Source organism: Croceicoccus sediminis, from assembly GCF_007570835.1.
GTDB classification, from domain to species: Bacteria; Pseudomonadota; Alphaproteobacteria; order Sphingomonadales; family Sphingomonadaceae; genus Croceicoccus; species Croceicoccus sediminis.
Genome location: NZ_SUNC01000003.1, coordinates 16,642 through 30,290, shown reverse-complemented (window position 1 = coordinate 30,290; position 13,649 = coordinate 16,642). Strand labels below are relative to the sequence as shown.

Sequence of the window (13,649 nt, the reverse complement as noted above, 5' to 3'; positions counted from 1 at the left end):
GGAGAGAGGGTATCATGAGTCACAAGGGAAAACGCGGATGTTTCCGCGCATCTGTCAGTCTTGCCGCATTGACGGGCCTCTGCGGCTGGTCCGCACCCGTGCTGGCACAGGATGACCTTGCCGAGACAGGTGAAACGGCGACCGGTGGCGGCTTTGCAGAGATCATCGTGACCGCGCAGAAACGCACGCAACGTCTTTCCGATGTCGGTATCTCCATCGTGGCGCAGACCGGTGAACAACTGGAAGCAGCCGGCGTTACTGATGCCCTTGACCTTGCCAAGGTCACGCCCGGTTTCACTTCCGCGCAAAGCCAGAACGGCTTTCCCATTTTCTCGATCCGCGGCGTCAATTTCAATTCGAACCAGATATCGGCTGCACCGACGGTATCGGCCTATGTCGACGAAGCGGCGCTACCCCTGCCTGCGATGACAGGCGCCCTGCTGCTGGATGTTGAGCGTATCGAAATTCTCAAGGGGCCCCAGGGAACGCTGTTCGGCCAGAACGCGACCGGTGGCTCGATCAACGTCATCGCTGCCAAGCCGACGTCTAGTTTGCAAGCCGGAGGTCGCGGCGAAGTCGACAACTTCGGCAAGGTCTTTGTCGAGGGATATGTCAGCGGCCCCTTAAGCGATACCGTCAGTGTCCGCCTCTCTGGCCAGACGACGCAATTCGGCACATGGCAGTACAGCCGGTACAACGAACGCGAGAACGGCGACCAGAACAAGAGCGCGGCCCGCTTGCTCGTCGACTGGGATGCGTCTCCGGCGCTCAGGTTTTCGCTCAACCTCAATGCGAATTACGATCACGGCGAGCCGCAATCGGCGCAGTTCCTGCAATGGGCCTTGGCCAATCCGGCCGGCTCTCCCTATCCGAACTATCTGGATCAGGAGCCTTCGGACAAGATCCGCGTGGCCGATATTCCGACTACCTTCGATGGACCTCGCAACGATCACCGCCAGTACCAGGCCGTGCTGCGGGCAGAGCTCGACCTTGGGGACAATGCCCAGATCACGTCGATCTCGAACTACATCGACACCAAGTTCCGCCAGATCAACAATTTCACGGGATCGTTCCTGCCGGTCTTCTTCGTCGACAACGACGCAGAGGCTACGAGTTTCAGCCAGGAACTGCGCGTGAACGGAACGATCCCCGCTGCTGATATCACTTATGTCGTAGGGGCGAACTATCAGGATCTGAAACCTCGCAACACGCTTACTTATGATCTTGTGCGTTACACGCCGTTCTTTCCGATCAGCGATGTCGTGTCCGGTACTTTGCGGGAAAGCAATGAAACCATCGCTGCCTTCGGGAACGTGGACTGGGAATTCGTCCCCGACCTCACGCTGACGACAGGTGCGCGTTATACCGAAGTGACGGAGCGGTACGACGCCTGTGGCTGGCTGCCGGGGCCGCAGATCCTGGCACTTTTCGAACAGCAACTGTCACCGGCCCTGCGCGGGCTGGTAAGCGGACTGGGTCCGCTGCCGCCGGGCACGTTTCAGCCGGGCGAATGCGCGACCCTGGATTCGCGCGGCGAGACACCGACTTTCGCGCCATCGCGAGAAGTCGGTAGCGAAAAGGACACAAACTGGTCCTGGCGCGCCGGCCTGAATTACAAACCGGACAGCGACAGCCTTGTTTACGGCCTGGTTAGCCGCGGCTTCAAGGCAGGCGTCTATCCCGCGATCGTTGCGCCGTTTTCGGAACAGTTCGAATATGTCGAACAGGAGAAACTGACTTCCTACGAGGTGGGGGCGAAAGCGTCCTTGCTGGATCGGAGATTGCAGCTGGAGCTGGCGGCATTCTACTACGACTATCGCAACAAGCAGCTCTATACCTACATCCGCGTGCCGATATTCGGGCCGGTCGCGACGGCGACCAACATTCCCAAGTCCAGCGTGAAAGGCATCGATTTCAGCCTGCGGGCGACCCCGATAGATGGCTGGACGATCAGCGGCGGCGTCACTTACGCAAAGTCGAAGATCAGGGTCGTCGATCCCGAGACCGAATCCTACGACCTGCTGAACAACCAGGTGGATATTACCGGCAACCGCTTCAACTTCGCACCGGACTGGAGCGGGGTGGCCGATACGCAATATCGGTTCGGCGCATCGGACGAACTCGATGGCTTTTTCGGCGGTACCGTCCGTTTTTCCAGCAAGTCGTACAGCGACCTTGCCAATTCCAGCTTGTCGACCATCCCCGCCTACGCGGTGTTCGACGTGCGGGCAGGGATCGAGTCAACGAAGGGCTGGAACCTGTCGGTCTGGAGCCGGAACGTCACCAACAAGCTCTATCTCAGCAACATCGTCACCACCGGGGACGCGGTCGTTCGCTACACCGGCATGCCCCGAACCGTGGGCGTGTCGTTCGGCGTCGAATACTGAGATCTACACAGGAAACCGTTTGTCCAACAATTGAACATAGTTTAACGAGGCACGATCGCCCCATTTGAAGTCCCAAGACGCGTCTTGGTGAAAGCAGGTCGGGCGGACGCGGGCTTCGAAAGCGGAGCCGCGGACCTGAAGCGCCGGGTTTCATCCTTGCCGGATGACCTCGCGCTTCGCCGCGGAGAGGAGAATTATCGATGAAAGAACATCAGCTTACAGTCTTGGCATCCGATTTCATCTTTCCGGAAGGACTGATCTGGCGCGATGGCGGCCTCTGGATGTCGGACATGTTCGGCAAAGCTTGCTTCCAACTTTCGGCAGGGGGCGAGAAGCAGTCCATCTGCAGTGTCCCCAACCGGCCTTCGGGCATCGGGTTTCTTCCCGACGGCACCCCGCTTGTCGTCTCGATGGTGGATCGCAAGCTGATGAAGCTGGTTGACGGTGGGCTGCAGGTGCACGCCGACCTTTCGGACGTTGCTACCGGCGAAGTGAACGACATTCTCGTCGACGATGCCGGCCGCGCCTATGTCGGCAATTTCGGCTACGACCTTTTCGGCGGTGCCGAGGCGCAGACGGCGAATATCGCCATGGTTATGCCGGATGGCTCGGTCAGTATCGTGGCCGATGACCTCGTCTTTCCGAACGGCATGGTCCTTGTCGACGGCGGCCGAACGATGGTGGTTTCGGAGACTTTCGCCAACCGGCTAACCGCCTACGATGTCGATGAACACGGCAAGCTTTCGAACCGGCGTGTCTACGTGGATCTTGGCGAGCGAGCGCCGGATGGGCTTTGTGTCGACAAGCAGGATGGCATCTGGGTTTCCAGCTTCGTGACCGGAGAGTTCCTTCGCGTCACGCCGGACGGCGCCATCACCGACCTGATCGCCTGCGGTGACAAGCGGGCTGTGGCCTGCGCGCTGGGCGGTGAGGATGGGCGGACGCTTTATTGTTCCACCTTCGGCGGCCACCTCGAAGACATGGTCGCGCAAAAGCGCGTGGGGTCGATCGAGACCGTGAAGGTGGAAGTGCCCGGCGCGGACTTCTGATCCGCAGCAACACGCCTCGCCTTGTTCTGAAGGCGCGGGACTGACGCCGGAATGGCGGCGTCCATTGGGCTCTCTTTTCGTCGAGGGCCAGGAACGGAGAATACGAGAAAATGAAGATCCTGATGCTTCCCGGTGATGGTATCGGCCCGGAAATTATCGCCGAGGCGCAGAGGGTGCTGGAGCACCTTGCCACGGATTCCGACCTCGAACTCGAAATCGAACACGGCCTGATCGGCGGTGCTTCTTACGATGCGCATGGCGAGCCGCTGACCAGGGAAACTCTGGAGCGCGCGCGCAATGCCGATGCGGTGATCATGGGCGCGGTCGGCGGAGAAAAGTGGGCCGAAAATCCCTATCACCTCCGGCCAGAGCAAGGCTTGCTGGACCTGAGGCAGGGGCTCGATCTGTTTGCGAACCTGCGTCCGGCCATCTGTTTTCGCTCCCTCGCCAGCGCATCGACCCTGAAGCCCGAGCTTGTCGAGGGGCTCGATATCCTGATCGTCCGCGAGCTGATCGGCGGAGTCTATTTCGGTGAACCGCGCGGGATCGAAACCCTGCCGGACGGCGAACGGCGCGGGTTCAACACGTCCAGCTACCGGACGAGCGAGATCGACCGCGTGGCGCGCGTCGCGTTCGATATCGCGAAGCTGCGTGGCGGAAAGGTCTGTTCGGTCGAGAAGTCGAACGTCATGGAATCCGGGCTGCTTTGGCGCGAGGAAGTCGCCAAGCTGGGCGCGGCGGAATATTCCGACGTCGCTCTATCGCACATGTACGCCGACAATTGCGGCATGCAGCTCGTGCGTCAGCCCAAGCAGTTCGACGTGATCCTGACCGACAACCTGTTCGGCGATCTGCTTTCTGACGTGGCGGCGATGTTGACCGGTTCGCTGGGCATGCTGCCGTCGGCGGCCGTCGGCGCAGCCGGTACGACCGGCCTTTTCGAGCCGATCCACGGTTCCGCCCCGGACATTGCCGGGAAAGGCATCGCCAACCCGTGCGCGACGATCCTGAGTGTTGCCATGGCCCTGCGCATCGGCCTCAATCGCGCCGATCTCGCGGACCGGGTCGAGGCGGCCGTCGAGAAAACTCTCGATGCCGGATATCGCACTGCCGATCTTGGCGAGGGTAAGCACAACGTCGGTTCGCGCGGGATGGGGGATGCGATCATTTCGCACCTGTGACCGGAGCGCGGGCATCGTGTTTTCTAACAGTCAGCCTGCCTTTTTTGCGCAGCATTTTTGACTGGCGCCACTCTGTATACGGAAAACCAGGGCGCAATCCGAACAGGTTGCGCCCCCTTTCCCGCGGACGGTCTGACCCTTGCTGAAGGCCGGGCCGACAAAACGGATCGATAATCGTGCCGATGGCAATTTCTCGAAATCATTTGGCAGGATGCAGTTAGGACCGACACGTAAATACGCCTAACTTTCCATCAAGCATATGCGACGGAGGAAGATCGAGCGGATGCGATATGGGCCCTGATCCAAATTGCAGACCCATGAAGCGCCGTTGAGATCTCACCTTCTGATTTGCGCAATGCAACGAATATCTCGCAGCAAGTCGAAATAAAAAATGCATAAGTGTCTATAAAAAATGCAGAATTGAATAACGGTTCTGCAAAAAAATAATAATAAACTGGAGGGGAATTGATGAAGAACCTGTCTTGCGGTGCCGCGACAATGGCACTGATCTTCCCGATGATCTTGGGCGTGCCTGTCGCCGCAGCGCAGGAAGCGCCATCGGAAGATCGTGCGGGCGAGGACAAGGACGCAAAGGCGCGGTCGGTCGATACCGTGGGTATCAATGATATCATCGTTACCGCAGACCGCCGTTCAACCCGTTTGCAGGAGACGCCCCTGGCGATCACTGCATTCGATGATGCCGTGGTCGAGCGTGCCAGGATCCAGAGCGTGTCCGATCTCGTTCCCCGCATCCCGGGTTTCAGCATCAGCTCGGTCGGTCGTTCTCGCTTGAACCCGGCACTTCGCGGCGGCTCCAGCGCGTTGAGTGCGCCCGGATCGGACCAGGCCGTCGCGTTGTTCGTCGACGAAATCTATTACGGTTCTTCCGGGGACTTCGATCTCGACCTTTTCGATATCGAACGGGTCGAAGTCCTGCGCGGTCCGCAAGGGACGCTGAACGGGCGCAATTCGACCGGTGGCAGCATCTCGATCGTTACCAAGGATCCGACCGCGGATCTGGAAGGTGCGGTCGAAGTCGCTCTTGGCAATTACGATCTCGTCCAGGCTCGGGGCTATGTCAGTCGGGCATTGAATGACAGCGAAACGCTGCTCGGATCGATCGCCTTTACGACCAGCGACCGCAGCGGCACGTCTTATAACCGCTATCTCGATCGCGACATCGATACGCTTGGGCGGACCTCGATCCGAGGGAAACTGAAAATGCTGATGTCGGAAGACACCAGTTTCCTGCTGGCGGGCGACTATCGCAGCGTCGACGAGACCGGGGAAGCCCGCAAGTTCATCGGCGGCTCGCCCGATGCGAACGGCTATGTTTCCGATCCGGATCCCCGCGTGACGGACCAGTTCTCGAACGGCGGCTATCGCAGCAAGTCGTGGGGTGTGAGCGGAAAGTTCGAGCACAACTTCGACATGGGCCAGCTCGTTTCGATCAGTGCCTTTCGCAAGGCGCGTTCGACCGAACAGCCCGGTGATCAGCTCGGTCAGGGCCCGCTGATCTTCGGCTATGCCGAGCCTCGCAAACTCGATCAGTTCACGCAGGAAGTGCGATTTGCATCCGATTTCGATGGGCCGCTCGATTTCGTCGGAGGCGTCTTCTTCCTCTATCAGAACGAAGAGCGCGACATCTCGTGGTACTGGCAGCACGATCCCGGCACTCTGGCGGGTGTCTACCAGGCCTTCTTCTTCTGTCAGCCGGACCAGGGCGATCCCGGCGACTTCGCGAACTATGACGCGGTGGTACCAAGCTGTCTTGCCAACCGGCCGGAGCTGTTCGAACCGGGAACCGCCAACTGGTTTCAACACTCGAACGTCTACAGCTACGCCGCCTTCCTTCAGGCGACGTACGAGCTGACGCCCGAGATCACGCTGACCGCCGGCGGACGTTACACGATCGACAAGAAATCCGTCGAAGGCTACGTTTCCGGCGATCTGAACTTCGCGCTCAATGCGTTCGAAAACCCTGGCTTCAGGGGTACCGCAGGCGGCTTTGGAGTAGACAAGAAGTCGAAGCGCTGGACCGCGTTTACACCCCGCTTCACGATCGACTGGAAGCCGACAGACGATCTGATGTTCTATGCCACGGTCGCACGCGGATATCGTAGCGGCGCATTCCAGATCGAAGCCGATCCGGCAGTCCCTGCACTCGAACCGGAATTCGTCTGGAACTACGAAGCGGGTTTCAAAAGCCGTTTCCTCGACAATCGGGTCCAGCTCAACGTCACAGCCTTTAATGCGCAGTACAGCAACCTGCAGTTCCAGTTCACCGACGAAAGCGGCAACTCGTCGGTCAGTAATGCCGGCAAGGCCAGGGTTCGCGGTGTCGAGACCGAGCTGACGGTCAGCCCGGTGCCGGGGCTGAGCCTTGGTGCCAACTATGCCTATCAGAAGGGGCGCGTGACCAACATTCCGGAGGCAACCGGAATTCCCAATGGTATCAACACTGCGCAGACCCCTAAGCACTCCTTGAACCTGACGGGTCTTTATGAAGCCGGCCTGGCAAATGGGGGTGTCGTTACCTTCTCGGCCGACTGGCAGTACAAGTCCGAATACTCGCTGGAGCTGAATGAGGATCCGGCATTCTTCTCCAGGACTCCGGGCCTGTTGAACGGCAGCATCGCTTATGAAACGCCGAACGGAGATTGGCAGTTCACCTTGTGGGGCAAGAACCTGACGAACAAGAATGTCGTGATCTACGGAAACGACCTGCGGTTCTTCAGCTATTCCTTCGGGGAAGCCTTCAATCCGTTCGACCCCCGGTTCGACCCTGCCAAGGCCGGTTCGAAGATCGTTCGCTATGCAGAACCGCGCACTTACGGCGTGACGGCACGGCTTTCGTTCTGACGGGACCGAACAGAGCAAACCCTTCGTCACGCCCTGTCATGGCTTTGGTTCAAAAGGGTTTGGAGCCCATGCGAACCTTGCCGTGACAGGCGCGGCGCGCGGTAAGGGCCGTTGTCTGCATGAACGCGGCACCCGGCCAAAGGAATGAAGCCCTATGCCGACGGCGCAAGTCATCAAGGTCGAAAGACATGGCGATCCTTCGGTTCTGGTGCTGCGGGAAGCGCACGTCCCGCATCCGCCGTCCGGCCATGTCCGTATCGCGGTGAGGGCTGTCGGTCTCAACCGGGCCGATATCGGTCTTCGCAGCGGAATCAATGCCCCGTCCGGTTTGCCATCGGCCATCGGTTATGAGGCAAGCGGCGTGGTCGACGCCGTGGGGGATGGCGTTGCGGGCTTCTCGCCCGGCGACAGGGTCGCGGTGCTTCCCGGCCTCAATATGCAAATCTACGGCACTTATGCCGAATTGTTGAATTATCCGGCGGACATGCTGGTCAAGATACCCGACGGGCAGTCTTTCGCGGAAGCGGCGGCGACCTGGATGCAATATCTTACCGCCTATGCCCTGATCGATCCTGCGGGCATCCGGCCCGGCGACGATGTCGTGATCACGGCCGCGAGCTCTTCTGTCGGAAACGCGGCGATCCAGATCGCCAATGCCGCAGGGGCCGCGCCGATTGCGCTAACCAGACGACGCGAGATGGTCGAGACGCTTCGGCGGCGGGCTGCTGCGCACGTTTTCGTCACCGATGAGGACGGCTGGGAAAAGAAACTTCAGGACCGGTGCGCCTTGCCGGGGCCAAGGATTGTCCTCGATGCAGTCGGCGGGCGATTGGCGGCGTCGCTGATCGGTCTTATCCGACCTGGAGGCATCATGGTCAGCTATGGCGCACTTGCCGACGCTACGCTGCCCGTTCCCATCGCCGCAGCCGTGGCCAGGGAACTGACCCTCCATTTCTGCAGCATACGCCGGCTTTTCACGGATCCTCTGCTCAAATCGCGGGCGGTCTCCTTTATTCTCGATGGCCTTCAGGCCGGTTGGCTGGAGCCTCTGATCGATCGGACTTTCGCTTTCGAGGACGTGGTGCAGGCCCATCGATATCTGGAGAGTGGGGAGGGGTCAGGGAAAGTCGTTCTGATTTTGCGATGACCGGCATGGCAGCCGGAAACTCACACCGCGAAGGCAGAACTATTTGTTGCTTTATCCACTTGTTCAACAAACCAACATTAGGTACCAAGAAACAACAAAGCGAATCGCGTCGAAGACATGCGTGGGCGGGGCCAACGGCTTTGCGGCGGCATGCGGCGATCGGGACAGAAAACGGAAATGCGAAGCGGGCCTGATGGTCGGCGTGGCGCATTCGGGGGACGAAGGAAAAGGCAAGTGAACATGGTCACCAAGCAGGAACTGGTAGGTCGCGCCCGCGAAATCGCTCCGATGGTTGCGGAAAAGGCGGGCGAAGACGAGATCGAAGGCAAGGTCTCCGATTCCATCGTCGACGCATTCTGCGACGCCGGCTTCATGAAGATCTTCGTGCCGAAGGTGTACGGCGGCTACGAAATGGAGCCGGATGTCATGGCCGAAGTGGTGAAGGAGATTTCACCCTACAGCACGTCGGCAGCATGGATCCTTGCCTTCTATATCGGGCACAATTTCCTTCATGCCCTGTGGCCCAAGGAGTCCCAGGACGAGGTGTTCGGGCCGCGCGGTTTCTCGCTCACGCCTGGTACTTCGGCACCCGGCTACAAGCTTACCCCGGTCGAGGGCGGTTATATCGCCAAGGGCAAGAGTTCCTGGAATTCGGGTTCCGCCCGTGCCGAGTGGTACATGAATGGGGGTATGGTCGAGGGTGCGGAAAAACCCGAGCTCATGCTGTTCATGACGCCTGCATCGGACGTGCAGGTTCTGGGCAACTGGGACGTTGCGGGCATGCGCGCCACGTCAAGCTGCGACATTGCGATCGACGGTGTTTTCGTTCCCGATCACCAGTGCGTACCGGCCGCGCAGATCCTTGAAGGAAAATCGCCCGGCGCCAGGGTTCACACCAATCCCATGTATTCGATGCCCATGGTGCCCTTGATCCAGTGCGAAGTGCTGCCGGTGATCGTCGGCGGTTTTCAGGGCGCGGTCAGGGAGTTTCACAAGGCGGCCAAGGATCGCATCCAGCTCCACACATTTGAAAAGGCGTCGGAGAAGCAATCGGTGCAAATCCGTCTGGGCAAGGCGCTGACGGACAGCGCGCTCGCCGACGACATGCTGCGCAATTACATCGACCTCGTCATGAACATGGACAAGGAAGAGCTGAAGACCGTGGAGGCGCGAGCAGCGATCCGGGCCCGTGTCGCGGCGATAACCGATTTCTGCGCCAACGGCGTCAACGAAGTCATGAAGGGGTCGAGCGCATCGGTCTTCCGCAACGACCACCCGTTGCAGCGGGTTTTCCGCGATATCAACATGTTGCGCGTGCACGGCTACCTCGATCTGGAAACCGGATCGCAGGCTCTGGGCCGCGTCGCACTGGGCATGCCGCCGCAGTGCGTGGTGTGACCGGCGCGTAAATCCGCAAGTCGCACGCGACACTATTCAGGACGGGGCGTAACCGATGACTGCTGCTTTGCCGCGCACCTTATACCAGAAGATATGGGACGCCCACGTCGTCGCGATGCGCGACGATACGGCGCTCATCTATATCGACCGGCACCTGATCCACGAGGTGACGAGTGCGCAGGCCTTCGACGGTCTTCGCGCGGCTGGGCGGCAGCTTCGCAGACCCGATCTTATTCTTGCGGTGCCCGACCATAACCTGCCGACGACGGCCAGACTGGACGCGCAGGGGCAGCGCTTGCCGATCGACGATCCTGCCTCGGCCGAACAGCTCGATGCGCTGACGAGGAACACCGCCGAATTTCAGGTAGATTTCATCGATGCCGTCGCGCCGGAACAGGGAATCGTGCATGTCGTCGGGCCTGAGCAGGGCTTCACGCTGCCGAGCACGACGCTCGTCTGCGGCGACAGCCACACCGCCAGCCACGGGGCACTGGGGGCGCTGGCCTTTGGTATCGGTACGTCCGAAGTCGAACATGTCTTTGCAACGCAGACACTGCTGCTCAAGCCTTCGCGCACATTGGAAGTGCGGGTCGAGGGCGTGCTGGGCCCGGGCGTCACGCCCAAGGATGTCGCGCTCGCGATCGTCGGCAAGTTGAAGGCGAGCGGCGGACAGGGCCACGTCATCGAATATACCGGGCGGGTCATCCGCGAGATGTCCATCGAGGGCAGGCTGACCGTCTGCAACATGTCGATCGAGGCAGGCGCGAGGGCTGGCCTCGTCGCGCCGGACGATGTGACCTTCGCTTACCTGAAGGGCCGTCCGCGGGCGCCCAAAGGGGCGATGTGGGATCAGGCCGTGTCCTATTGGCGCACGCTGAATACCGATCCCGGTGCGGCTTACGACAAGACCGTCGTGATCGATGCGTCGGAGATAGCACCGCTTGTCACCTGGGGTATCAGCCCGGACGACAGCGTGCCGATCACGGGCGTGGTGCCGGATCCCGACAGCTTCGCCGATCCTGCGCGGCGCGATGCAGCAGCCAAGGCGCTTGCCTATCTGGGGCTGACGCCGGGCATGCGCATGCAGGACATCGAAGTCGACAACGTTTTTATCGGTAGTTGCACCAACAGCCGGATCGAGGACTTGCGCGCCGCTGCGGAAGTGGTGCGGGGTCGCAAGGTGGCTCCGTCGATCAGGCAGGCGATTGTCGTGCCGGGATCGGGCCTCGTGAAGCGGCAGGCCGAAGACGAAGGGCTCGACGGGGTATTCCGCGAATCCGGCTTCGAATGGCGCGAACCGGGCTGTTCGATGTGTCTCGCGATGAACCCCGACAAGATTCCGGCGGGTGAGCGGTGCGCATCGACGTCGAACCGCAATTTCGTCGGAAGACAGGGCCCCGGCTCACGCACCCATCTCCTGTCCCCTGCCATGGCCGCTGCCGCTGCGGTGACCGGTAAACTGACCGATGTAAGGGAGTTGACCTCGTGAAAGCGATCAACCGTATCGAAGGGCGTGCCTATCCACTGGGCCTCGCCAATGTCGACACTGATGCCATTATCTCTGCCGAATACCTGAAAAAGGTGACGCGAAAGGGCATGGGTGAGGGGGCTTTCGCCACCATGCGCCGTAACCCCGACAACATCTTCGACAATCCGGAATATGCAGGTGCGCCGATCCTTGTCGCGGGCGAGAACTTCGGCTGTGGGTCGAGCCGCGAGCATGCGGCATGGGCGATCCTGGACATGGGCGTGCAGGCGGTAATCGCGGTCAGCTTTTCCGACATCTTTTCTGGCAACGCCTTCAAGAACGGGATCCTTACGATCGAACTGCCACAGGCGCAGATCGACATGCTCCTCGACGCGGCAAGGGATGGTCAACTGGCGATCGACCTGCCGGATCAGACAGTCACGACCGAAAGCGGGAATGTTGCAGAATTCGGGATGGACCCCTTTCGCAAGCACTGTCTGATCAACGGCCTCGATGAGATCGGGCTCACGCTGCAGATGGAAGACGCGATCTCGCGGCATGAGCGTGAGATCGATGAGCGGATGCCCTGGCTCTCAAGCCGGCGGGACGCTGCCTGAACCGGGATATTCGACCAGGAGAGTGAAGAGGACGCGTAGAAGGCCAGAGTGATTTGTCCATAAATTGGTTTGTCCAACAATGTAGCATATGGTAAATCGCAGGCATTGGTTGCGGCTATGGCCGCCGGTCCCGGTTTTCAAAGCCGGAGAAGCGTCGCGGATGACAACTCCGGGCGAAAAACCGATCTGAGAAAGGATGTGAAGGCATGGCAACGGTAGCGAAAAATCCCGGTGCAGAGCAGGCTGGGGGTGCGTCCGGCGCAAGCGGCCTCCAATACATGACCGGCCTTGGCAACGAGCATGAGACGCAGGCGTTGCCCGGTACTTTGCCGGTCGGTCAGAACAGTCCGCAGAAGGTCGCGCATGGCCTGGTGAGCGAACTGCACACGGGAACCACGTTCAGCGCGCCGCGATCGTTCAACAGGCGGTCCTATGTTTTTCGCATCCGCCCTTCGGTCATTACCGGCAAGTTCGCACCCTATTCGCAGCCGTTGTTCGCCACGCCCGATTTCGGCCAGCCTAATCCCAATCACTACAGCTGGCGGCCCTTCGCCAGCCAGAAGGCGGATTGCGATTTCGTGGATGGCATCGCGACCATTGCGGGCACCGGATCGCCGCACAGCCAGTCCGGCATGGCGATGCACGTATTCTCCGCGACCCGATCGATGAAGGACCGCGTGTTATCCAACGCGGATGGCGAAATGCTGATCGTGCCGCGTGTCGGCGACTTGCGCATCCATACCGAATACGGTGTCATCGAAACCGAATTCGGCGACGTCGTCGTCATTCCGCGCGGGGTCAAATTCCGTGTCGAGCTGCTGAGCGCCAACGCCTCGGGCCTGATTGCGGAGAATTACGGCCTGCCTCTGCGCCTGCCCGAACTGGGCCTGATCGGTTCGAACGGCCTTGCCAACGTGGCCGATTTCCAGATCCCGGTCGCGGCCTATGAAAAGCGCGAGACCCCGACCGAGCACGTTTACAAGTTCGCGGGCAAGCTCTGGACGGCGCAGTTGCCGCATTCGCCGCTCGACGTCGTGGCGTGGCGCGGTTCGCTTTATCCCTACAAGTACAACCTCCACCGCTTCGTCGGCATGGGCGCGGTGAACGTCGACCATCCCGACCCGTCGATCTTCTGTTTCCTGACATCACCGTCGGATCCGATTATCGGGCCCAACCTTGACGTCATGGCGATCACGCCGCGCTGGAACATCGGCGATCACAGCTTCCGCCCGCCGGGTTTCCATCTCAACAACGTGTGCGAGTTCATCTTCGCGATGCAGGGTTATGCCGGCCTCGATGATGGCAGCATCACGATGACCAACAATTTCACGCCGCACGGTCCCGAGACCGAAACGGTGGCAGTTGCCCGCGAGATGCCGGACGATCCGATGCGTCTCGACGAGCAATTGTTCCTCCTGTTCGAAACCCGCTTCCCGCTGCAGGTCACGCCGTTTGCTGAAAACGCCGCGGAACTGATGGGCGATGACTACACGTCCCGCTGGGACGACTTCACGCCGTATTTCGACAAATAAACGACAAC

Annotated in this window: 9 protein-coding genes; all 9 read left to right on the top strand. The window is 60.3% G+C overall.

Annotated elements, in window-relative coordinates; all coding sequences use genetic code 11:
* The first annotated feature begins 14 nt into the window (after positions 1-14).
* Positions 15-2,387, top strand: coding sequence for a TonB-dependent receptor (locus tag FAX90_RS10895; RefSeq protein WP_144097450.1), 2,373 nt, complete (start codon positions 15-17; stop codon positions 2,385-2,387).
* Between the two features lie 200 nt (positions 2,388-2,587).
* On the top strand, positions 2,588-3,436 hold the full coding sequence (locus FAX90_RS10890; RefSeq protein ID WP_144097449.1) for an SMP-30/gluconolactonase/LRE family protein: 849 nt from the start codon (positions 2,588-2,590) through the stop codon (positions 3,434-3,436).
* Positions 3,437-3,546: 110 nt separating this feature from the next.
* Positions 3,547-4,617, top strand: coding sequence for a 3-isopropylmalate dehydrogenase (gene leuB / locus FAX90_RS10885; RefSeq protein WP_144097448.1), 1,071 nt, complete (start codon positions 3,547-3,549; stop codon positions 4,615-4,617).
* A 468-nt stretch (positions 4,618-5,085) separates the two neighbouring features.
* Positions 5,086-7,479: a TonB-dependent receptor gene (locus FAX90_RS10880; RefSeq protein ID WP_144097447.1), complete on the top strand. Its 2,394-nt coding sequence runs from the start codon at positions 5,086-5,088 to the stop codon at positions 7,477-7,479.
* Between the two features lie 154 nt (positions 7,480-7,633).
* Positions 7,634-8,626, top strand: coding sequence for a zinc-dependent alcohol dehydrogenase family protein (locus FAX90_RS10875; RefSeq protein WP_144097446.1), 993 nt, complete (start codon positions 7,634-7,636; stop codon positions 8,624-8,626).
* A gap of 240 nt (positions 8,627-8,866) precedes the next feature.
* Positions 8,867-10,024 (top strand): acyl-CoA dehydrogenase family protein, encoded by a 1,158-nt coding sequence (locus tag FAX90_RS10870; protein WP_240704902.1) that lies wholly within the window; start codon positions 8,867-8,869, stop codon positions 10,022-10,024.
* A gap of 55 nt (positions 10,025-10,079) precedes the next feature.
* Complete coding sequence (gene leuC / locus FAX90_RS10865) at positions 10,080-11,513, top strand: 3-isopropylmalate dehydratase large subunit (protein ID WP_144097444.1); 1,434 nt, start codon at positions 10,080-10,082, stop codon at positions 11,511-11,513.
* A complete protein-coding gene (leuD, locus tag FAX90_RS10860) occupies positions 11,510-12,109 on the top strand; it encodes a 3-isopropylmalate dehydratase small subunit (RefSeq protein ID WP_144097443.1) in 600 nt (199 codons plus the stop codon). The genes leuC and leuD overlap by 4 nt, the downstream gene beginning before the upstream one ends.
* 206 nt (positions 12,110-12,315) lie before the next feature.
* Entirely contained in the window at positions 12,316-13,641 is a 1,326-nt protein-coding gene (locus FAX90_RS10855) for a homogentisate 1,2-dioxygenase (protein WP_144097442.1), read from the top strand.
* Positions 13,642-13,649 lie beyond the last annotated feature (8 nt).

Coding starts and splice junctions, on each gene's coding strand:
- FAX90_RS10875 (WP_144097446.1), top strand. CDS start 7,634: ATGCCGACGGCGCAAGTCATCAAGGTCGAAAGACATGGCGATCCTTCG.
- FAX90_RS10890 (WP_144097449.1), top strand. CDS start 2,588: ATGAAAGAACATCAGCTTACAGTCTTGGCATCCGATTTCATCTTTCCG.
- leuB (WP_144097448.1), top strand. CDS start 3,547: ATGAAGATCCTGATGCTTCCCGGTGATGGTATCGGCCCGGAAATTATC.
- FAX90_RS10870 (WP_240704902.1), top strand. CDS start 8,867: ATGGTCACCAAGCAGGAACTGGTAGGTCGCGCCCGCGAAATCGCTCCG.
- FAX90_RS10855 (WP_144097442.1), top strand. CDS start 12,316: ATGGCAACGGTAGCGAAAAATCCCGGTGCAGAGCAGGCTGGGGGTGCG.
- FAX90_RS10880 (WP_144097447.1), top strand. CDS start 5,086: ATGAAGAACCTGTCTTGCGGTGCCGCGACAATGGCACTGATCTTCCCG.
- FAX90_RS10895 (WP_144097450.1), top strand. CDS start 15: ATGAGTCACAAGGGAAAACGCGGATGTTTCCGCGCATCTGTCAGTCTT.
- leuC (WP_144097444.1), top strand. CDS start 10,080: ATGACTGCTGCTTTGCCGCGCACCTTATACCAGAAGATATGGGACGCC.